This window comes from Rhizobium sp. PvP014 (genome assembly GCF_017876855.1).
Classification (GTDB): domain Bacteria; phylum Pseudomonadota; class Alphaproteobacteria; order Rhizobiales; family Rhizobiaceae; genus Neorhizobium; species Neorhizobium soli.
The window spans coordinates 305919-326992 of record NZ_JAGIOT010000001.1; the positions used below are offsets into that span (position 1 = coordinate 305919).

Sequence of the window (21074 nt, forward strand, 5' to 3'; positions counted from 1 at the left end):
GCCTCAATGGGGCACTCGAACTGTGAAACCTGATTATACCAAGACATGACTGTGGAAAGGACCGTTTACAGATGCCTATCTGCCAGACAGCGATCGGCTTCGGTATCGTTGCACCCACGAGACGACAGGTTCTGACGGCTATCGCGTCGGGGTTTGCCGCTGCGGCGACCGGAGGCCTTCCTGGTGTCGCGATGGCGCAAGACGAACTTCGCTTTGTTCATGCCTTCGGTGAAACGGTACTGCCGCAGCCGGCCAGGCGTGTGGTCTCGCTCGGGTATTCCACCCATGATCCTCTCCTGGCGCTGGGTGTCGTCCCTGTCGCCACGCGCCAATGGTTCGGAGGCTATCCCTACAACGTCTGGCCTTGGGCCCAGGCGCTGATGGGAGATGCCCAGCCGCAGGTCATCTCGGGTGAAGTGTCAATGGAGATCGTCGCTTCGCTCCAACCGGACCTGATTATCGGCATCGGATCAGGTATCTCGCAGGCCGAATACGATATCCTATCCCAGATTGCGCCTGTCCTGATGCAGGAAAAGGGCGATCTCGCCTATGGCACCACCTGGGACGCCCAGACCCGCGTCATCGGTCGCGCGGTCGGCAACACTGGCAAGGCTGAGGAACTCATCGAAGGCGTCAAGTCGAGGTTTGCGGACATCAGGACACGGCATCCGCAATGGGCGGAACAGACCGCTGTCTGCGCCTACAATTTCGGCGGAGAAACCGGTGCCTTCATCGGCACCGATACCCGCGCGACGTTCCTGAAGGAATTGGGTTTCAGGCCGCCGCCAGCACTCGCCAACCTCGAAACAAACGAGGGTTTTTACGCCCGGCTTTCCCCGGAGGATCTTTCCAGTCTCGACGCGGACCTGCTGATCTGGGTCTCCACGTCCGATGCCGTGCCGGACATCGTCTCAATGCCGATGCGCAAGACGCTGAAGGCTCATGTCGAGGGTCGTGAGGTTCTGGCCGGAGCGCTTCTGGCCGGAGCGTTGACCTTCGGCAGCGTTCTTTCCCTGCCGTTCGCGCTCGAGCGGCTCGAAGCGGAGATCGGGTTGGCTCTGGACGGGAAAGTCGAGACACAGGTTCCGTCAAGCGTTGCCGCCGGGCTTGCCCCGTGAAATCAGCCGCCGTCCTTGGCCTGATTTTCCTCTTCGCCGTGGTGCTGACACTTGGCGTCGGGGTGCGCGATGTCACGCCTATCGATGTGTTCCAGGCAATCTTTGCATATGATGAGAGCGATCCGGTCCATATCGTCATCGGTTCCGTCCGAATGCCGCGCCTTGTCGCGGCGCTGATCGCCGGTGCGGGCCTCGGTATCGCCGGCACGATCATGCAGGCGCTCACTCGTAATCCGCTGGCGGATCCCGGCATCATGGGCGTCAACTCCGGTGCCGCCTTCGCAGTGGTGATTGCGGCTTTGCTGACAGGGCGGTCCGATAGTGGCTTGATGTCTGCCATGGCCTTTCCGGGCGCAGCACTCGCCGCCGCCGCCGTGTTCATGCTGGGCGGTGGACTACGCGGCGATGCAGGCCCCGTCCGGCTGGCGCTCGCGGGCACAGCGCTCAATGCGATGCTTCTGTCTCTGGTCTCGGCCATCGTCCTTGCCCGCAACGAGACGCTCGAAATTCTCCGTTTCTGGATCACAGGATCGCTGGCACAGGCTGGCGCGCGTCCGCTCGCCGGCATGGGGAGCGCCGCTGCCATCGGTATCGGGGTGGCTCTCCTGATTGCGCCGCGCATCGAGGCACTTTCACTCGGGTCTTCGCTTGCCCGCGGGCTGGGCACGAAACCGGCGCGCGTGCAGGCCGGAGCTCTCGTGGCGATCACGCTGACGACGGGTGCTGCGGTCGCGGTCGCGGGCCCCATCGCTTTCGTCGGCCTTCTGGTTCCGCCCCTGGCGCGGCGCGTCGCCGGACACGCCCTGCGGTTCGAGCTGATGGCGGCCGCTGTCATCGGCGCGTCGATCCTGCTCTATGCGGATACGCTCGGGCGTATCCTTCTCGCGCCATCGGAAATTCGCGTCGGCATCATGACAGCGCTGATCGGGGCTCCGGCTTTCGTCATCATCGCACGGCGGCTTCGTCCCGGAGCGACATCGTGACGGCGCGCGACAATGGTCGGGCGAGGGGTGGCGGCATGGCTGGCGTCGTCCTGCTGGTTGGCCTGCTGCTTTCCTCCATTCTCGCATCGCTCATGCTCGGCCAGATCTTTTTGACACCGCAGGATCTGTGGACCGGTCTATGGACGGGGACCGGGCCAGGAGCGCTGACGCTGCGTGTCCTGCGAGGCCCGGGAATTGCGACGGCAGTCGGTGTCGGGGCCGTTCTCGGCGCGTCCGGCACGATCTTCCAGATCCTGCTGCGCAATCCGCTGGCGGCGCCGGATGTGATGGGTTTCATGCAAGGTGCTGGCCTTGCGGTGATCTGCGGCGTCGCCTTCGGCCTTTCCCTGCCGCTGCCATTTCTGGCCGCCGCCGGCGGATTGATTGCGGCTGTCATTGTTGCGGGACTTTCTTACCGGCGGCACGGTACGCAGGCGGCGCTGACGCTTATTCTCGTCGGCCTCGGAATGGGTTTTTTCTGTTCTGCTGCAAGCAGCTTCCTGATGACCCGCCTGCCGCTCCAGGAGGCTGCGGATGCGCAGCGCTGGCTTGCAGGCTCTCTGGCCGCCCGCAACTGGGGACATGCGCTTCAGGTTTCCGCCACCGGCGGCGTTCTGTTTGCTTTGCTGGCCTTTCAGGTGCGCTCGCTCGGCCTGCTCGAACTGGGCGATGAGCTTGCAACGGGTCTCGGCGCGCGTGTGCGCCGGTCGAAATATCTGCTGATCGCCACGGGTGTGCTGCTGGCCGGCGCCGGTGTCGCCGTGGCGGGGCCGGTGCCGTTCGTGGCGCTGATGGCCGGGCCGCTCGGCTCGCGGATGACTAAGGCCAGCAGTCCGGGATCGCGGCTTGCAGCAGCCGCCGTCACAGGTGCCACAATTACTGTACTCGCGGATCTCGTCGCGCGCTCGCTTGTGCCGGGTCTGCAGCTACCGGTCGGCGTGATGACAGGGATCATGGGAGCGCCCTATCTACTGTGGCTGCTCTCGCGTGAAATGGAGACTGGAGACCTGTGACAGGCAAGGCGCTGAAAACCGAACTCCTGACCCTTGGCTATCGCGACCGGATCGTGATCCAGGATCTGTCGCTCACACTGCCGGACGGCAAGATCACGACCATTCTCGGGCCGAACGGATGCGGAAAATCGACGCTTCTGAAAGCGTTGGCACGGCTTATCCCGCCGCTGCACGGCACTGTGACGCTGGGCGGGGATGATATTGCGAAGATCGACACGAGAGCTCTCGCACGAAGGCTCGCCATCCTGCCGCAGGCATCCAAGGCCCCGGAAGGCATCAGTGTGTCTGATCTGGTGCGGCGAGGCCGCACACCCTGGCGCGGACTGCTCGCGCCCTGGAGCGAGACCGATGCGATCGCCTGCGAACGGGCGTTGTCACAGGTCGGCCTTGCCGATCTCGCTGACAGGCCGCTCGACGAACTGTCCGGCGGCCAGAGGCAGCGGGCCTGGATCGCGCTCGTGCTCGCACAGGATACGCCCTACCTTTTGCTCGATGAGCCGACGACATGGCTTGACCTCAGCCACCAGATGGACGTGCTTTCCGTGCTGCGCGAGCGCAATCGCAACCACGGAACGACGGTTGTGGCCGTACTGCACGATCTCAATCTAGCCGTCCGGTTTTCCGATCATCTCGTGTTGCTCGGCAGTAACGGACTGGTGGATGTGGGAAGCCCCGAGCAGGTCATGACGGAAGCCAATCTCGACGCGGCTTTCGGTTTGAAATCAATGATCATTGCCGATCCGGTGACGGGAAAACCGATGGTCGTCCCGCGGTAAACTGGTCGATGCCGGCGGCATGCCGACAAGCCTCGCGCCAGAAACGTGATATATATTCATATCACGCGGAAGATCTCATTCATAAAAACTAACAGTGATTGTTTTCACTTAAGAATTTGGACTGTTTATTGCCGCGAAGCAAATCCGTGCCGGATTCACGAATCTATACTGTTGCGCTAGATTCTGCTCAGCAAATGATTCGCCGTCACGATGCATTTATCTAGTGAGGCCACATTGGACGCAGTAAGCCACAGGTTTGAAGACCAGAGTTCTTCAGTCGAATACTGGGCCATGAACAGGGCCCATCAGATTGTTGTCCACCACGGTATGAGCCTGATCGAAGCCGCGCAGTGCCTTGACCGCAAGCGAACCAGCGCAAACACCTACGCGCTCAGAAAAGCGATCATGGATTGCCTTGTCGAAGCGCTCACACAAGGCACCCAGCAGGAGGTGACGCCTGCAGAATGAGTCTCATCACTGAGAGTTGAAGTCGAGTTCGCGCAACGGCATCGAAGCTTTTCATTCCTGTGTTACTGTTTTCAGCAGTACAAACGCAGTGATTGGAGTGCAGATGCTTGCAACACTCGCGATGCTGATCAGCCTGTCTTCGGCTGCAACGCCCGTCGTACAATCGCCTGCCACTGCGGGCGGTCCGTCCGGCGAGGTCGATGTCGAACTCGTCCTAGCCGTCGATACCTCCCGTTCCATGGATTTCGAAGAGGTCGCCATCCAACGCGAAGGCTATATCGAAGCTCTCCAGCACAGGGAATTTCTCGATGCGGTTAGGTCAGGCATGACCGGCCGCATTGCGATCAGCTATTTCGAATGGGCTGGCGGGGTCGTGCCGGGGTCGGTCATCGACTGGCACGTGATCGAAAATGCGCAGGATGCGCTCGTCTTTACGCAAAAACTGGCAGCGCGTCCGATCGAGACACAGAGGCGGACGTCGATTTCCGCGGCGATCACGCAAGGGGCGACGATGATCGTCTCCAACCCGCTGAGGGGCATGCGGCAGGTCATCGATATCTCGGGCGATGGGCCCAACAATTCCGGCAACCCGGTTGAGCCTGCAAGGAACAAGGCGGTCGAGGCCGGAATCGTCATCAACGGTCTAGCTCTGATGCTGCGACCGTCAGGTGCACCGGGCGGCCTGGACAAGTATTACGCGGATTGCGTGACGGGTGGTCCGGGCTCCTTCGTTCTCCCGGTTCACCGCATCGAGGATTTCGCAGTCGCGGTGCGCCGCAAGCTGGTGATGGAGGTGAGCGGCATCACGCCTCCGGAGAAAGTCATGAAGATTGCGTCCGGGCCGAAAAGCGATTGCATGATGGGCGAGAAACAGTGGCAGGACATTTTCGACCGTTAGACCGGGACTCAAGACGGGGCAGTAAGCATCAAAGCCGCGCGGACCAGCTTTTGACGTGGGCCGCAACCGTCTTCAGGTGATCGTCGGCGGAATAGCCTGAAACGGTTTTTCGCGGCTTCAGATCGTGATCGCCATCGGGAAGCCACAGGAGTTCGATCGCGTCCGAAAGATCGTAGCCTTTGACCTCCTCTTCGCTGCCGAGCGGGTCGCGGGTTCCCTGGCAGATCAGCGTCGGCGTCTTAAGGTCGCTCAGATGTGCGGTGCGGAGCTTGTCCGGTTTGGCCGGCGGGTGGAACGGATAACCCAGGCAGAGGAGACCGGCGATCCTGCCATCGGCAAACTCCTGGTCGGCAATCATGCTGGCGACGCGTCCGCCCATGGATTTTCCGCCTATAACCAGCTTCGATTTCCCTTCCAGATCGCCGATGGCCTGGCGGTATTCGTCCTGCAATCGTTCGGCTTTCGGTGGCGGCCTTTTGCTGCCGCCCTCCCGCCGCGCCGCCATGTATGCGAACTCGAACCGCGCCACGCGAAACCCTTCGGCAGCGAGAGCCTCAGTGACGGCTGTCATCGCGCCTGAATCCATCGGGGCGCCTGCGCCATGCGCAAGAAGGATGGTCACCGGCGCGTCTTGTCGTCCATCGATCAGAAATTGTGTCGCCATCGTCAAGAAGCCCTTCCGCAAACTGAGGATAAGTCCTTTTATCGGCAGACGGATAGCTAGCCAATCGGGGCCATGTTCCTATCTATGCCATTCAGGCGTGTAAGCGAAAGCGACCGGTTTGGGCGGAACTGCCAGTATCGAAAACAGCAAGACGCAAGCCGATGGCGAATTGCGGCGCTTTCTCGTGGGCCTTGGCCGGGGTGCCGCGGGCGCGATGCTGTTCGGCATTCCCATGCTGATGACGATGGAGCTGTGGGAACTGGGTTTCTATATCGAGCAATCCCGGCTCCTGATCCTGCTCCTCTTCAACATCCCGCTCCTGATCGTGCTTGCGCATCTCATCGGGTTTGAGCGGACCTCTACCTTCTGGCAGGCCGTGCGCGACGCGTTGACGGCCTTCGCGCTCGGGATCGTCATGAGTGGTGCGGCACTTGTGATGCTCGGCGTGCTGAAGGCCGATATGCCCATGGCAACCATCATCGGCAAGATCGCCATCCAGGCGGTGCCGGCAAGCATCGGCGCCATGCTCGGGCGCTCCCAGCTGGGTGGAGAGGATAACGCTGACGACGAGGACGACGAGACGTCCCAGTCATCAGATGCCGTTCCCGACAGTCTTTCGACGAACTACGTGCGCGAGCTGTTTCTGATGGCGATCGGTGCGCTGTTTCTCAACCTCAATGTCGCGCCGACGGAAGAAGTCGTCCTGATTTCCTACAAGATGATGAACTGGCACGGGGTGCTGACGATCCTGGTGTCGATCGCCATCATGCACTGTTTCGTCTACGCGGTGTCTTTTCGCGGCGGGCACAGAATGCCGGAAGACAGCTCACGCTGGCCTATCTTCTTCCGCTACACGCTTCCCGGTTATATGGTCGCGATGCTGGTCAGTCTCTATGTGCTGTGGATCTTCGGCCGGCTGGACGGCATGGCGGCAACGCCGGTGCTGATCTCGGTCATCGTCCTCTCATTCCCGGGGGCGATCGGCGCTGCCGCGGCCCGACTGATCCTTTAGCGAGGCCCTGATGAAAGACACGAGCGATATCGGCAAGGTCACCGAAAAGGGTGAGGCACACTGGATCGAATGGGTCACTGCGATCGTTTCGACGCTGATTGTTGCGGCCGTCCTTGGCTGGGTTGGCTGGCGCGCCGTAAGTGAGGAGAAAGTCCCGCCCGCGTTCCGTATCGAGATCACCGAACGCATGCCCGTCGAGGGCGGCTACCGCATCCGGTTCGATGTTTCCAACAGCGCTAACCGAACGGCGGCAGTGGTCGTCGTGCGCGGCGAGGTCATGGATGGTGAGGCGGCCATCGAACAGGCGGATGTCACCTTCGATTACGTTCCCGCGCAATCGAAAGCCTCGGGAGCCATCCTTTTCGCCCGTGAGCCGCGTCAGGATCAGATCCGGTTGCGGACGATCAGCTTCACCGATCCCTGAACGGACGCCGCCAGCCGACCATGGCTTTTCGACGGGCGCCGCCAATGCAATCCACTCACGTTCTGGAATCCGGCGTGACATTTCGTGTAGCGATGACGGGATCGATTCGGAGTCATGTGCGTTTATGTTCGCTGTCTGCGACCGACCAAGAGGTGAGTTCGCGGTAAAAGAAGAATTAAATGGAGTACAGGGATGAATAAGACTTTCGCCGCGGCTGTTGCCGCCCTGCCGATCGTTCTCACCGCAACGACCGCCTTTTCTGCAGACGTGATTTCGCGCAGGGATGCACCATACCAGGAAGCTGACCAGCGCGGCGGCGTCCGTATCGGCTATCTCGATTGCCAGGTCGGCGGTGGCGTCGGTTACGTCATCGGTTCCGCCAAGGAAGCCGAATGCACCTTCTCGTCCACGATGGGCAGTGAGCCGATCGATCAGTACACCGGCGTCATTCGCAAGATGGGTGTCGATCTCGGCTTTACCACGCGCAGCCGCCTGATCTGGGCAGTCTTCGCACCGACCGCTGGCTATCACCACGGCTCGCTCGGCGGCCTCTACCAGGGCGCAACGGCTGAAGCGACTGTCGGTGCAGGCATCGGCGCCAACATTCTCGTCGGCGGCACATCCGGTTCGATCCATCTCCAGACCGTCAGCATCACCGGTCAGCTCGGCCTGAACGTTGCTGCGACAGGTACTTCAGTTACGCTGACCCCAGCCAACTGATCTATCGGCCAGACGTCAAGTCATTTGGAAGGCCGCCGGGTAACTCCGGCGGCCTTTCCATGTCTGGTAGCAACCTCTTGAACCGGTCCGCGCAAAACCATATTTTGACCCTGTCGCTTGGAAACAGCGTGCAGTTTGCGATCAATCAATTCGGCTAGGCGGCCGCGCCCCTACCGCGACAAGATAAGGATCGGCATCATGGATATAGAAAAAATCTTGGCGTCCGTCGTCGCGGTACGCGCCTCCATTCCCGATAACGCGTTCACGGCCGATGCTCTCGGCGTCCGGCGAGAAGGCAGCGGTGTGGTCATCCGGGAAAACGGTCTTATCCTGACGATCGGCTATCTGATTACCGAGGCCGATGACGTGTGGATCACGAGCCGTGATGGCCGCAAGGTCCCGGGCCATGCTCTCGCCTACGATCAGGAAAGCGGCTTCGGTCTCGTGCAGGCCTTGGCGCCCTTGGAACTGCCTGCGCTCGAGATCGGGGATTCCGACAATGCTGCTGTCGGAGATCCGATCGTTTTTGCGGACGGCGAGGGCCAGTATGTGCGCGGCAATATCGTCGCCAAGCAGGAGTTCGCCGGATACTGGGAGTACCTGCTCGACGAGGCGATCTTTATCACGCCGGCGCATCCCTCCTGGGGAGGCGCCGCGATGGTCGATGCCGAAGGCCGGTTGATCGGCGTCGGCTCGCTACGGCTGCAGATGAGCAAGGGCGGAGAGATCGCCGATATCAATATGGTGGTCCCGATCAACCTACTGGCTCCAATCTTGGATGACCTGCTCAACAGCGGCGAATTCAAGCGCCAGCCGCGCCCTTGGCTCGGCGCGTTCTCGGCAGAAACGAATGGCGACGTCGTTGTCATGAGCGTCACCGAAAATGGCCCGGCCGCAAAGGCAGGGCTCAAGCGTGGCGACGTCATCTCGGAAATCCGCGACGGTGAGGTCGACGGGTTGGCTGACTTCTACCGCAAGGTTTGGGAAAGCGGTCCGCCCGGTGCCGAAATTCCCATGCGTGTTCTCCGTGACGGCCGCGAAGCCTGGCTTCGCGTGAAATCGGCGGACCGCAACGACTTCCTTCTGAAACCGCAGCTGCAGTGAACGACAGCCGGATTACCGGATCAGGATCGCCCTGAAATCGTTGACATTCGTGCCCGTCGGGCCGGTGACGAACAGGTCACCGGTCGCTTCGAAGCCGGTATAGCTGTCGTTGCGTGACTGAAGCGCGCGTCCATCCTGTCCGGCCGCGATCAGTCGCCTTGTCGTGCTGCCGTCGCAAAAGGCGCCGGCGTTGTTTTCGGAGCCGTCGATCCCATCCGTATCGGCTGCGAGCGCAGTGATCTCGAGGCCGTCGATAGCGAGCGCAAGGGCCAGTGCGAATTCGCCGTTGCGTCCGCCACGTCCGCCGTCGGAGCGCAGCGTCACAGTCGTTTCGCCACCTGAGAGAAGCACGGCAGGCTTGGCGAACGGCCGGTCGTGCTTTGCAATTTCCCGCGCAATCGCTGCATGAACGAGCGCCACATCGCGCGCTTCACCTTCGATGGAATCCGACAGGATATGCGGCGTCAGGCCATGTGCCAGCGCTATCTCGGCGGCGGCCTGCAGCGAAACGCCGGCCGAGGCGATGACGTGGTACTCGTTCCGGGCGAAAACCGGGTCTGAAGGATCGGGAGCATCGGCTGCGGGCGACGTCAGATGCGCCATCATGGCCCGCGTAAGATTGAGTCCGTAGTTTTCGACGATGGCCAGCGCATCGTGCCGCGTGCTCTCGTCAGGGATTGTCGGGCCGGAAGCGACAAAGGCCGGATTGTCGCCGGGAATGTCGGAGACGATCAGGCTGACGACCCTGGCCCGGGTTGCTGCTGCAAGCCGGCCACCTTTGATCGTCGACAGATGCTTGCGGACAACGTTCATCGCTGAAATCGGCGCGCCCGATGCCAGCAGGATCTCGTTGAGCGCGATCTCGTCATCGAGCGTCAGTCCCTCCGGTGGCGCCGGCAGAAGGGCAGAGCCGCCGCCGCAGACCAGTGCAATCACCAGATCCCGTTCCGTCAGGCTGGAGACCGCCTCCGTGATCCTGACGGCAGCGGCGAGACCGGCCGCATCGGGCACCGGGTGAGACGCTTCCAGAACCTCGATAAACCGTGTTTCGCAACCGTAGCCGTAACGGGTGACGACGACGCCCGAGAGTTCGCCGGGCCATATCGTTTCGAGCGCAGCGGCCATCTGGGCCGCGCCCTTGCCGGCACCGACAACGACGGTACGGCCGTCTTGCGGCTTCGCTGGCAGGTGCCGGCTGATGCCGGTTAGAGGATCGGCTGCCTTTACCGCTGCGCGGAACATCGCCTCCAACAATTCCCGATCCTGCATTCCACGCTCCCTCATGCCTTTATTCGTCCGTTCGATCACGGTGACTTGCGGTCGTCAATCGCGTTTGCCCGCCGCCCCTGCAATGTCGCGCGCCGCCTGGCGGATCGTCTGCATCAGAATATCGAGCGGCGCAGGGACGCCGGCCTCGGCCTTGAGGGTCAGCCCCACCGGACCCTTCGTCTCCGCCGTGTCGATGGGCAGCGTTGCCAGCAGGCCGTGGGCGATATCGGCCGCCACAACGCCGTGGGAGATGATCCAGATAGCGTCGCTGGTCTGGACGAAGGCGCGACCGAACGTATCGGAAACCGTCTCGATCTGGACCGGGAGATCGGTAATGCCGTGGGTGATCAGAAACTGCTCGACGACGGGCCGAATGATCGATCCGCGCGTCGGCATCAGGATCGGGAAATGACCGAGCGTCTCAAAGAGCGACTGTTTCGCCTCGAGCAGAGGATGCCCGGTGCGGACCGCAAACACGACCTGTTCCGAATAGAGATGCTCGAAGCTCAACCCCGCCATTTTCTCGGGCGCCGCAAGCCGTCCCACCACCAGATCGAGATCGCCGAGGCGTAGCTGTTCCATCAGGACGGCATTCTCGCCCGTCACGATCTTGACCTGGCCGCCTGCATTCTCGGCAAGGAAAAGCGTCATTGCCAGCGGCATGATGTTGCTGGCGACCGTCGGGAGCGCGCCGATCCGCAGCGGCATTGTGTCACCAAAGCGGGTGGTGGAGACGGCATCCATGCCCCTCTTCAAGGAGGCGAGCGTGGTTCCGGCGTGGCGCAGAAACACTTCCCCTGATCGCGTCAAGCGCAGACCGCGGCCTTCGCGCTCGAACACCGTCACGCCAAGCGCCTCCTCCATCTCGCGAATGGTCTTCGTCACCGCCGGCTGGCTGACATTCAGCACCTTGGAGGCCTGCACTACACTCTTCTGCCGGGCGACCTCGACAAAGGTCTGCAGGTGGCGGAACTTGATCTTCAGATTGTCCAAATTCATAACCCATGGGTTAAGCAATGGCCAAAAATTATCATTTTACTTAACCGCATGCCAGTGCGAACACTGTGCCCAGGAGGATTTGGTTCATGCAGTTTGTCGATCTCGACGGCGTCGCGGTTCACTACGATATCGACTGGGCGGGAGATAACCGGCCGGTCGTGGTGCTCGTGAATTCGCTCGGTACGGATAGCCGTATCTGGCATCACGTTGTCCCCAAGCTGGCAGGCGACTACACCGTGTTGACCTACGACAAGCGTGGTCACGGGTTGTCGGATCTTGGAAACCCTCCCTATTCCATCGAGGACCTCGCCGGAGAGCTTGCAGCGCTGCTCGATCATCTCGGCCTGTCCGATGTCATCGTCTGCGGCCTTTCCGTGGGTGGATTGATTGCCCAGAGCCTCTACGTGTCGCGGCCGGATCTCGTTCGCGCGCTGATCCTTTCCAACACGGCGCACAAGATCGGGACACCGCAGATGTGGGCTGACCGTATCGGCGCCGTCGAGCAAAACGGGATCGGCAGCATTCTCGAACCTGTCATGCAGCGATGGTTCACCGCAGCATTCCGCGAGCCCGGAAATGCCGCCTACAAGGCCTATTGCAACATGGTGGTGCGCCAACCCGCCCTCGGCTACAGCGGCACATGTGCTGCGATCAGCAAGGCGGATTACACGGAGCAGGCAGCCCGGATCGCGGTGCCGACGCTTTGCATCGCAGGCGATCAAGATGGATCGACCCCGCCCGAACTGGTGCGGTCGCTTGCGGATCTCATTCCCGGTGCACGCTATGAAGTCATCGAAGGCACGGCGCATATACCCTGTATCGAAGCGCCTGGCGCCTACGCGGCCTTGGTCCGCGGCTTTCTCGAAGAACTGGAGTCCTGAACGACATGGCAGAAGCTTCCATCCCGTCGGAACGCTACAAGCAGGGACTGGCGACGCGCCGCTCGGTTCTCGGCGAGGCGCATGTGGACCGCGCTCTTGCCAACGAGACGCCGTTCGACCAGCCGTTCCAGCAGTTGATCACCGAAGGCGCCTGGGGCTCCGTCTGGTCTCGCGAGCAATGGTCGAAGCGCGAACGGTCGATGGTGACGATCGCGCTTCTGGCCGCACTCGGCCATGATGAAGAGGTGGCGATGCATATCCGCGCCACGGCCAATACGGGAGCGACGCGCGAGGATATCTGCGAGGCGCTGATGCATGTGGCGATCTACGCAGGCGTGCCCGCCGCCAACCATGCTTTCAAGATCGCCAAGGCCACCTATGCCGAAATCGATGCGGCAAAGCCTGCTGCGGAGGAGCAGAAATGAGCAACGCACCACCAGAAACGACACCCTTTTTCGCACGCGACAGGGACCGGCACCCTCCGGCATACACACCAGGCTACAAGACCTCGGTGTTGCGCTCGCCGCAGCGGGCGTTGATCTCGCTCGAAGGCACGCGCAGCGAAATCACCGGGCCGGTGTTCGGCCATAACATTCTCGGCGAATTCGATAACGACCTGATCGTCAACTACGCCAAGCCCGGTGAATCCGCGATCGGCGAGCGCATCATGGTCTATGGCCGTGTGCTCGATGAACGGGGCAGGGGCGTTGCGGGGGCTCTCGTCGAATTCTGGCAGGCCAATGCCGGCGGACGCTATCGCCACAAGAAGGAAAGCTATCTTGCACCGCTCGATCCCAATTTCGGCGGTTTCGGCCGGGCGATCGCGGATGCAGAGGGCTATTACTGTTTCCGGACGATAAAGCCCGGTCCTTACCCCTGGCCAAACGGCGTCAACGACTGGCGTCCGGCGCACATCCATTTCTCGGTATTCGGGCACGGTTTTGCCCAGCGCCTGATCACCCAGATGTATTTCGAGGGCGATCCGATGATCTGGCTCTGCCCGATCGTCAAGACGATCCCGGACCGGCACGCGATCGAAAGCCTGATCGCACCGCTCGACATGAATGCCTCGATCCCGCACGATCTGCGGGCCTACAAGTTTGATATCATCCTGCGCGGGCGCCGCTCGACCCTTTTCGAAAATCGTCTGGAAGGCAATTGATCATGGCGCAGCCGCTGAACTACCTCAAAGAAACGCCATCCCAGACCGCCGGGCCTTACGTGCATATCGGTTGCACGCCGAATTTCGCAGGCCTTGAAGGCATCTACGACCAAGATCTTGGGTCCGGGCCGATGGCCAGCGACAAGACCAAGGGCGAACGGATCACCATCAGGGGGGTTGTCTATGACGGTGCCGGCGCACCGCTGAAGGATGCGCTGATCGAGATCTGGCAGGCCGACGCGGACGGGATCTACAACAGCCCGTCGGAAACGCGCGGTGCAGCCGATCCCAATTTCCTGGGGTGGGGCCGTTGTCCCGGCGATATGGCAACCGGCGAGTTCGCGTTCGAAACGATCAAGCCCGGGCGGGTGCCGTTCCGGGACGGCCGGCTGATGGCGCCTCATGTCACGTTCTGGATCGTGGCGCGTGGCATCAATCTTGGCCTGCAGACGCGGATGTATTTCTCCGACGAGGAAACCGCCAATACGGAGGATCCGGTCCTTGCCCGCATCGAGCATCGCGTGCGGGTGCCGACCCTGATCGGGCAGCGGGACGGGGATATGGTTCGCTTCGACATCCATCTCCAGGGTGACAAGGAAACGATATTCTTCGATATCTGACGGCTACTTTCGAGAAAGACCAGCAAGGTGACAATTCCGGCATGACCGTTTCCGCATTCGAACATCCCTTCCTGTCTGGTCTGCTCGGCGATGAGGAAGTGTCTCGGCATCTGTCTCCGGAGGCCGAGATCACGGCGATGGTGGCGTTCGAAGCGGCTCTCGCCACCGCGCAGGCAAAAAGCGGTCTGATACCGCATGCATCCGCGCAGGCGATCGCTGCGGCATGCGCGTCGTTTTCGCCTGATATGTCCAAGTTGAAGCAGGCGACCGGCCGCGACGGTGTCGTCGTGCCGGAGTTGGTCCGACAGCTGCGTAGTGTGATCGGGGATGAGGCGGCCCCGCATGTCCATTTCGGCGCGACGAGCCAGGATGTGATCGACACCGCACTGATGCTGCGCCTGAAATCGGTCGCCACACTTCTGTTAGGGCGACTGCAGGATCTGGCCGAGCGGTTCAGTGAACTGGACCGGGCGAACGGTTCCCGCGCGATGATGGGGCATACGCGCATGCAGGCGGCTTTGCCGATCAAGGTATCGGACCGCGTGGATGCCTGGCGCCATCCGCTTATCCGGCAGAAACATCTGCTTGCCGCCTTTGCCGAAGATGGCTTTGCGCTGCAGTTTGGCGGTGCCGTCGGCACCCTGGAAAAACTGGGTGATCACGCGGCTCAAGCGCGCGCCATGATGGCCGCCGAGCTTGGTCTTGCCGATGCTCCGCAATGGCAGAGCCAGCGGAGCAGGCTTGCCGAGTTCGCCGGCATCCTTGCGACAATTTCTGGAAGCCTCGGCAAATTCGGACAGGATATCGCCCTTCTCGCGCAGATGGGGGACGAGATAACGCTGTCTGGCGGGGGGGCCTCGTCCGCTATGGCGCACAAGCAGAACCCGGTGGCGGCCGAAGCGCTTGTCGCTCTTTCGCGCTACACAGCGGTTCAGCTTTCCGGCATGCAACTCGCCATGGTCCACGAGCAGGAACGCTCGGGCGCTGCCTGGACGCTGGAATGGCTGGTCCTGCCGCATATCGTAATGGCGGCGGGTGCGGGCCTGCGGCTGGCCGGCGAGCTCGCTTTCAACATCACCGCGCTCGGCCGCGATGCCCCGCGCGATATTTGACGAATAGCAATCGGCTGACACGCCGATTTCGGTTTTACATTGCAGCACCGCATGCAATCTTCTCGCAACGTTACATCGGGAGGCGATGCGACACATGGCACGGGAGAGCCTAATGAAGACGCTGATTTCAACTGTTTTCGCACTGACCTTGATGTCGGGAGCCAGCTATGCCGAGACCATCAAGGTCGGCGTCGTCGGTCCCTTCTCGGGCCCTTTCGCGCTGCAGGGAAAAAACTTCAAAGCCGGTATCGATGCCTTCTTTGCCCTGAACGGCAAGAAGGTTGGCGATAACGAGATCGAGGTGGTCTATCGCGACGTGCCGACCGCCGATCCCGCCAAGTCCAAAGCGATGTCGCAGGAGCTGATCGTTCGCGAGAAGGTCCAGTATCTCGCCGGATATTATTTCACGCCAGACGCGATGGCGGCGGCCCCCATGCTGCAGCAGGGCAATGTGCCGATGGTTGTCATGAACGCCGCCACGTCCGCAATCGTGAACGCGAGCCCTTATGTGGTGCGCACCTCGTTTACCACCTGGCAGACGGCCACGCCGCTCGCCAAGGTCGCCAAGGACGGCGGCGTTACCAAGACGATCACGCTGGTCAGCGATTACGGCCCAGGCGCCGATGCCGAGACGGCTTTCAAAACAGCGTTCGAGAAAGAGGGCGGGCAGGTTGTCGAATCCATCCGGATGCCGCTTTCGACAACGGATTTCGCACCCCTGATGCAGCGGATCAAGGATTCCGGCGCGCAGGCGCTGTTCACCTTCCTGCCATCCGGCCCGCCGACGCTTGCCTTCGTGAAGGCCTATAACGACACCGGCCTCAAGGCAGCAGGCATCAAGTTCTTCGCGACGGGCGATCTGACGCAGGAATCCGATCTTCCCGCCCTCGGTGAAGCCGGCCTCGGCCTTACCACCAGTTTCCACTATGCGGTGTCGCATGACTCTGCGGAAAACAAGGCTTTCGTCGAAGCGGCGCAGAAGGCGATCGGCAACCCCGCCGAACTTTCCTTCCCGGCCGTCGGCGCATTCGATGGCATGCATGTCATCGCAAAAATGATCGAGGCAACCGGCGGCAAGCAGGATGCGGCCAAGGCCGTCGAGGCCGTCAAAGGCCTGTCATGGACCAGTCCGCGTGGACCCGTCACGATCGATCCGGCCAGCCGGCACATCACCCAGAACATCTATCTGCGCAGCGTCGAGAAAGGCGCAGACGGCAAATACTTCAACAAGGAAATCCAGACCTTCGAGAAACAGGGCGATCCGGGTCTGGCCTTCGCCAAGAAGTAGGCGTTCCGGCTGAGAGCTGCTCCGGCCTGTCAATGGGTTTGTAGGACCAACCCAATTGTCAAAAAGGCCCTGCTGAGCCCGTGTTCAGCAGGGTTGGAAAGCCTTCGAGTTAGGATGCCCGGCTCGCCGACACGTTCACAGCATCCGTTAGTTTGCAAAGCGCCATTACCCTTCTTACTCATGTCGAGCGGATCGTAGGCGTCCTCAGTCGGGCTACGCGTCGGAGAACCCAAACGGAGCCTCCGTCCTCCGATAGTTGTCCGGAAGTACCTGCCGTCCAATCGGCGGTTCGGCACGAGAAGTGCATTCTGTGCGCTGACAGAGCTGGCACGCAATGCCGATAGGCGTCGGCTTATGTGTCTGAGGGTGCTCTGAGGCGTAGACAAGCCGGTCTGCATATCGAGCCTCACAGACGATCGCGATCGCGCGGTCGACGCTCGGAAGGCCGTGGCTGCCACCGCCCGAGTGCACGGTTCGAGCTATCGAGAAGAACCTTTGGCCATCAGGCAGCTCCATCCATTGTGTCACGACCCGCCTTGGAGAGGTAAACACCTGATGGACCGTCCACAACGGACAGCCGCCGCCGTGTCGTGCAAAGGGAAAGGCGCCGCTGTTCAGTCTCTTGGAGACGTTTCCGGCAACGTCGACCTTTATGAAGAAGAAGGGAACTCTCTCGTGTCCGGGCTTCTGGAGCGTCGTGAGCCGGTGCGCAGTCTGCTCGAAGCTCGTCCCGAAGAAACGAGCTAATGAGTCTAGATCGTATCGGCGAGCCTCCACAGCTTTGGCAAAGGCAGCATACGGCATCAGGATTGCCCCCGCGCAATAGGCAGCGATAGCTCGATGAGCAAGCCGCTCCGAATTCTGCGATTCGAAATTCCCTTCGGCAACGGTGCTTGCAATCTCGTTCTCAAACTCGAGGTAGGCGAGCTGCTGCGCCATCTGGAAATTCTGGCTTGAATGATCCAGAGCTTCGTTGAGCAGCAGTTCCTTGCGATGCCAGTCAAGTCGCCGGAGGGATCCTGACATCACCTCTGCGGGAAGCCTTCGGACTTTAAACCCGTGCTCGTTCTGGAGGAAGGCTGGCAAACCGCCGCCCTGGCTTACCCGGCCCGCCAGCTTTTCCGACAGCGTGTCCAAAACCGGGAAGTAGTTCTTTCGGGCGGCTAGAAAGCTTCTGACGGCGGCGATGGAATCCCCTTCAAACGGGCGTCCATCGTTTGTCGTGTGTTGGCGCCGGTCGGCTAAAGCGAACTGCTCCTCTTTGTATGCCGTGTAAAGTCGCAGCAGCGCTTCAGCAAACCCGGGAAAGCTGTGTGCGATATCCGCGATATCGACCGCATTCAAATCGATGTCAGTGAAGATCGCGTCTCGTGCTGCAAGCCGTAACTGCGCGACAAGATCCTGGCCTGCGTCAGCGGTAAATTCGCTAAAATCGATCTTATATGCCTTGGCCAGTCGCAGCAGTATTTCAGCTGTCACCGGGCGCTGATTGCGTTCCATCAGCGCGACATAGGATGGCGAGATGTCGAGGTCGCTCGCCATCTCTACCTGCTTCAGGCCCAAGTCCCGGCGAAGTCTTCGCAAGCGCGGCCCAAGGTAAACACGATTATCCATACAAGCATTACAGCATTACGAAGAACTTCTGTAAAGTTTGACAGCTTGACTTCAGCGTGGCTCGCCATGGCCTTACCGGCTGTTATCCTCCCATGGACAGAAACATTGGAGGGTCTCATGTCGTATCAAAAGCTACTCGAAGAAGCCGAGCACCTGATTGGTGGGAATGAATGCTGGACTGGAATGACACCCGAGGCCGTTGCGAGGATGAGGCTTCAGAACCGGTTCAAGACCGGCCTCGACATCGCCAAATACACCGCCAAGGTCATGCGGCGAGACATGGACGCGTATGATAACGACCCGTCCAAGTACACGCAGTCGCTCGGGTGCTGGCATGGGTTCATCGGTCAGCAGAAGATCATATCGATCAAAAAGCATTTTAAAAGCACGGAGCGGCGCTACCTTTACCTCTCCGGCTGGATGGTCGCCGCGTTACGCTCGGAGTTCGGGCCGCTGCCAGACCAGTCGATGCACGAGAAGACGACCGTACCGGCATTGATCAACGAGCTTTACACGTTCCTGCGGCAAGCCGATGCTCGTGAACTGGGCGACATATTCCGGCAAATCGACAAAGCCCGGGAGGCAGGCGATGCTGTCAAGGAACGGCAGCTCACCTCCGCGATCGATGATTTCCAAACGCACGTCGTCCCGGTCATAGCCGATATTGATGCCGGGTTCGGCAATGCCGAAGCGACCTACCTGCTCGCCAAGAAAATGATCGAGGCAGGGGCCTGCGCTCTGCAGATCGAAAACCAGGTCTCCGACGAGAAGCAGTGTGGTCATCAGGATGGTAAAGTTACCGTCCCTCATGAAGACTTTGTCGCGAAGATCCGTGCGTTGCGCTACGCCTTTCTCGAGATGGGAGTGGACGACGGCGTCATCGTGGCTCGCACGGATTCTTTGGGCGCCGGGCTGACCAAACAGATCGCCTTTTCGGTCTCCGAAGGCGATATCGGCGACCAGTACAATTCGTTTCTGGATTGCGAGGAGGTCGGCGCGGGCCAGCGATCGAACGGTGACGTCCTGCTGACCCGTGGCGACAAGGTTCTTCGTCCGAAGCGCCTCCGCTCGAACCTCTACCAGTTCCGACCCGGCACGGGTGCCGATCGTTGCGTGCTCGATTGCATCAATGCGCTCCAGAACGGCGCGGACCTTCTCTGGATCGAGACCGAGAAACCGCACATCGAGCAGATCGCCGGGATGGTCGACCGCATCCGCGATGTCGTTCCGAACGCGAAGCTCGTCTATAACAACTCGCCTTCCTTCAACTGGACGCTGAACTTTCGGCAGCAGGTCTTTGACGCGTGGGTCGAGCAGGGTAGGGACGTTTCGGCGTATGACCGTGCGAAGCTCATGAGCGTCGACTACGACGGTACGGAACTCGGCAAAGAAGCTGATGAGCGGATCCGGACATTTCAGCGTGACGCAGCAAAGCGAGCAGGCATCTTCCATCATCTGATCACCCTGCCGACCTACCACACGGCGGCGCTTTCGACCGACAATCTTGCGAAGGATTACTTCGGCGATCAGGGAATGCTTGGCTACGTCGCCGGCGTTCAGCGCCAGGAGATTCGCCAGGGGATCGCAGCGGTGAAGCACCAGAATATGGCCGGTTCGGATCTGGGCGACGATCACAAGGAATACTTCGGTGGCGATGCGGCGCTGAAGGCGGCTGGAGAGCACAACACGATGAACCAGTTTGCAGCTTGAGCTGCAGGATCATACGCCTCGAAGGAGCGATGCTCCTTCGAGGTACACTTTCAACGGAGGAGCTGAAATGTCGACAAATACTGAGATCAAGACGTCACAACCCGAACGATCGAGAGCCGTCTTCTCAAACCAGGACTTCGAACTGATCCGGGTCGCGATCAGTCACTATCTGCAGGAAATCAAGGAGCAGCCGGAAGCGGTAAAATACTCGAACCTGTACCACCGGCTCGGTCGCGTTGTTTGAACCCGCAAAGCAGCACCGGTGATAGAGACCATCGGTGCTGCACTCGATGCTGGTGCTTGGGGCCGATTGCTGTGGAGCGTTCTGGATTGGCTTACCCAGCGAGATATTTCGCCGAATATATCCCTTGGCAAAAATTCCGCGTACGATATATCGAGATGGATATCTTGCTTATGCTTGGGAGCGCGATTGGATGAATGGTAAGACTCGACGTTGCTATGTTTTTCAAGGGTTGATGACCGTCCTCGTAGTCTCCCTGTCTCTCGCCGTGCTGGCTGCTCCGGCCGCGGCGGATGAGAAGGTGACGGTGTTTGCTGCAGCCAGCATGAAGAATGCGCTCGACGCTGCCAACAAGGCCTATGGCAAGCCGGTGACCGCCTCCTATGCGGCAAGCTCGGCGCTCGCCAAGCAGATCGAAAGCGGTGCGCCGGCAGACGTGTTCGTCTCCGCGGATCTCGACTGGATGAACTATCTGTCCGGCAAGGCTCTGGTGAAGGAAGACACAAAGTCCAACTGGCTCGGAAATCAAATCGTGCTGGTCGCGCCCAAAGAGAATGCCGCACCGGTCGATATCATCAGGGGTCTCGACCTTGCCCGGCTTTTGAACGGCGGCAAGCTTGCCATGGGTGAGCCGAATTCGGTGCCTGCGGGCAAATACGCAAAGTCGGCGCTGGAAAAGCTCGGCATTTGGTCTTCGGTCGAAAAAAGCGTCGCCGGTGCCGAAAGTGTGAGGGCAGCGCTCGCGCTGGTGTCGCGCGGCGAAGCGCCTTACGGCATCGTCTATGCAACCGATGCCGCTGCCGATCCGGGTGTCGCGGTGGTTGGAACCTTCCCTGCGGACAGCCACGCGCCGATTATCTACCCGATTGCGATTCTCTCGGATTCAAAATCGCCGGATGCCGCGGGTTATCTCGATTACCTGAAGTCCGCCAAAGCCGCGCCTTTCTTCGAAAAGGAAGGCTTTACGGTTCTGAAGTAAGCCAGTTTGACTTGGGCCC

The 21074-nt window shown here is 60.7% G+C and carries 23 protein-coding genes; 19 read left to right on the top strand and 4 right to left on the bottom strand.

The features are described from left to right. The first annotated feature begins 71 nt into the window (after positions 1-71). The 6 genes from J3A65_RS01340 to J3A65_RS01365 all read left to right on the top strand — a co-directional run bounded on the left by J3A65_RS01340 (position 72) and on the right by J3A65_RS01365 (position 5256). Positions 72-1118, top strand: a complete 1047-nt coding sequence (locus J3A65_RS01340) for an iron-siderophore ABC transporter substrate-binding protein (protein WP_082476207.1) — start codon at positions 72-74, stop codon at positions 1116-1118. Then, a complete protein-coding gene (locus J3A65_RS01345) occupies positions 1115-2101 on the top strand; it encodes an iron ABC transporter permease (RefSeq protein ID WP_209898694.1) in 987 nt (328 codons plus the stop codon). Before J3A65_RS01340 ends, J3A65_RS01345 begins: the two co-directional genes overlap by 4 nt. Continuing rightward, positions 2098-3114, top strand: coding sequence for an iron ABC transporter permease (locus tag J3A65_RS01350; protein ID WP_209898700.1), 1017 nt, complete (start codon positions 2098-2100; stop codon positions 3112-3114). Before J3A65_RS01345 ends, J3A65_RS01350 begins: the two co-directional genes overlap by 4 nt. Then, positions 3111-3890, top strand: a complete 780-nt coding sequence (locus J3A65_RS01355) for an ABC transporter ATP-binding protein (protein ID WP_062454446.1) — start codon at positions 3111-3113, stop codon at positions 3888-3890. Before J3A65_RS01350 ends, J3A65_RS01355 begins: the two co-directional genes overlap by 4 nt. Positions 3891-4181: 291 nt before the next feature. Further along, entirely contained in the window at positions 4182-4358 is a 177-nt protein-coding gene (locus J3A65_RS01360) for a hypothetical protein (protein WP_209898707.1), read from the top strand. Between the two features lie 103 nt (positions 4359-4461). Beyond that, positions 4462-5256: a DUF1194 domain-containing protein gene (locus J3A65_RS01365; protein WP_062454443.1), complete on the top strand. Its 795-nt coding sequence runs from the start codon at positions 4462-4464 to the stop codon at positions 5254-5256. Positions 5257-5284: 28 nt separating this feature from the next. Here J3A65_RS01365 and J3A65_RS01370 read toward each other — a convergent pair whose 3' ends face one another. Next, complete coding sequence (locus J3A65_RS01370; RefSeq protein WP_209898711.1) at positions 5285-5920, bottom strand: alpha/beta family hydrolase; 636 nt, start codon at positions 5918-5920, stop codon at positions 5285-5287. Between the two features lie 118 nt (positions 5921-6038). Between J3A65_RS01370 and J3A65_RS01375 the strand changes: the two genes are divergently transcribed. The 4 genes from J3A65_RS01375 to J3A65_RS01390 all read left to right on the top strand — a co-directional run bounded on the left by J3A65_RS01375 (position 6039) and on the right by J3A65_RS01390 (position 9180). Then, positions 6039-6932 carry a TIGR02587 family membrane protein gene (locus tag J3A65_RS01375; RefSeq protein WP_245341392.1) on the top strand — a complete coding sequence of 298 codons (894 nt, stop codon included), beginning with the start codon at positions 6039-6041 and terminating at the stop codon, positions 6930-6932. A 10-nt stretch (positions 6933-6942) separates the two neighbouring features. Then, a complete protein-coding gene (locus tag J3A65_RS01380; protein WP_209898715.1) occupies positions 6943-7356 on the top strand; it encodes a TIGR02588 family protein in 414 nt (137 codons plus the stop codon). A 192-nt stretch (positions 7357-7548) separates the two neighbouring features. Then, positions 7549-8076, top strand: coding sequence for a DUF992 domain-containing protein (locus tag J3A65_RS01385; protein ID WP_062454438.1), 528 nt, complete (start codon positions 7549-7551; stop codon positions 8074-8076). Between the two features lie 198 nt (positions 8077-8274). Then, positions 8275-9180, top strand: a complete 906-nt coding sequence (locus tag J3A65_RS01390) for a S1C family serine protease (protein ID WP_062454437.1) — start codon at positions 8275-8277, stop codon at positions 9178-9180. Positions 9181-9192: 12 nt separating this feature from the next. Here the strand turns inward: J3A65_RS01390 and J3A65_RS01395 are convergent, their stop codons facing one another. Beyond that, positions 9193-10449, bottom strand: a complete 1257-nt coding sequence (locus J3A65_RS01395) for a glycerate kinase (RefSeq protein WP_209898720.1) — start codon at positions 10447-10449, stop codon at positions 9193-9195. A gap of 54 nt (positions 10450-10503) precedes the next feature. Next, the gene (gene pcaQ, locus J3A65_RS01400; protein WP_192078738.1) at positions 10504-11442 is read right to left on the bottom strand and encodes a pca operon transcription factor PcaQ; all 939 of its coding nucleotides are present in this window, start codon (positions 11440-11442) and stop codon (positions 10504-10506) included. A 92-nt stretch (positions 11443-11534) separates the two neighbouring features. Here pcaQ and pcaD point away from each other — a divergent pair, with 92 nt between their 5' ends. The 6 genes from pcaD (at position 11535) to J3A65_RS01430 (ending at position 16511) form a co-directional block, all read left to right on the top strand. Further along, on the top strand, positions 11535-12329 hold the full coding sequence (gene pcaD / locus J3A65_RS01405; protein ID WP_209898724.1) for a 3-oxoadipate enol-lactonase: 795 nt from the start codon (positions 11535-11537) through the stop codon (positions 12327-12329). A 5-nt stretch (positions 12330-12334) separates the two neighbouring features. After that, positions 12335-12754, top strand: a complete 420-nt coding sequence (pcaC, locus tag J3A65_RS01410) for a 4-carboxymuconolactone decarboxylase (protein WP_209898727.1) — start codon at positions 12335-12337, stop codon at positions 12752-12754. Then, positions 12751-13491 carry a protocatechuate 3,4-dioxygenase subunit beta gene (pcaH, locus tag J3A65_RS01415; protein WP_209898731.1) on the top strand — a complete coding sequence of 247 codons (741 nt, stop codon included), beginning with the start codon at positions 12751-12753 and terminating at the stop codon, positions 13489-13491. The genes pcaC and pcaH overlap by 4 nt, the downstream gene beginning before the upstream one ends. 2 nt (positions 13492-13493) lie before the next feature. After that, positions 13494-14111: a protocatechuate 3,4-dioxygenase subunit alpha gene (gene pcaG, locus J3A65_RS01420; RefSeq protein WP_209898736.1), complete on the top strand. Its 618-nt coding sequence runs from the start codon at positions 13494-13496 to the stop codon at positions 14109-14111. 41 nt (positions 14112-14152) lie between these two features. Beyond that, positions 14153-15223, top strand: a complete 1071-nt coding sequence (locus tag J3A65_RS01425) for a 3-carboxy-cis,cis-muconate cycloisomerase (RefSeq protein WP_209898739.1) — start codon at positions 14153-14155, stop codon at positions 15221-15223. A gap of 112 nt (positions 15224-15335) precedes the next feature. Continuing rightward, a complete protein-coding gene (locus tag J3A65_RS01430) occupies positions 15336-16511 on the top strand; it encodes an ABC transporter substrate-binding protein (protein WP_113166552.1) in 1176 nt (391 codons plus the stop codon). A 213-nt stretch (positions 16512-16724) separates the two neighbouring features. Here J3A65_RS01430 and J3A65_RS01435 read toward each other — a convergent pair whose 3' ends face one another. Beyond that, entirely contained in the window at positions 16725-18125 is a 1401-nt protein-coding gene (locus J3A65_RS01435; protein ID WP_209898742.1) for a short-chain fatty acyl-CoA regulator family protein, read from the bottom strand. A 117-nt stretch (positions 18126-18242) separates the two neighbouring features. On the opposite strand from J3A65_RS01435, the gene J3A65_RS01440 reads away from it, so the two are divergent. The 3 genes from J3A65_RS01440 (at position 18243) to modA (ending at position 21055) form a co-directional block, all read left to right on the top strand. Further along, the gene (locus tag J3A65_RS01440; protein WP_209898745.1) at positions 18243-19835 is read left to right on the top strand and encodes an isocitrate lyase; all 1593 of its coding nucleotides are present in this window, start codon (positions 18243-18245) and stop codon (positions 19833-19835) included. A gap of 67 nt (positions 19836-19902) precedes the next feature. Beyond that, entirely contained in the window at positions 19903-20079 is a 177-nt protein-coding gene (locus J3A65_RS01445; protein WP_209898748.1) for a hypothetical protein, read from the top strand. A gap of 232 nt (positions 20080-20311) precedes the next feature. Beyond that, entirely contained in the window at positions 20312-21055 is a 744-nt protein-coding gene (gene modA, locus J3A65_RS01450) for a molybdate ABC transporter substrate-binding protein (RefSeq protein ID WP_184656013.1), read from the top strand. The last annotated feature ends 19 nt before the right edge of the window (positions 21056-21074 follow it).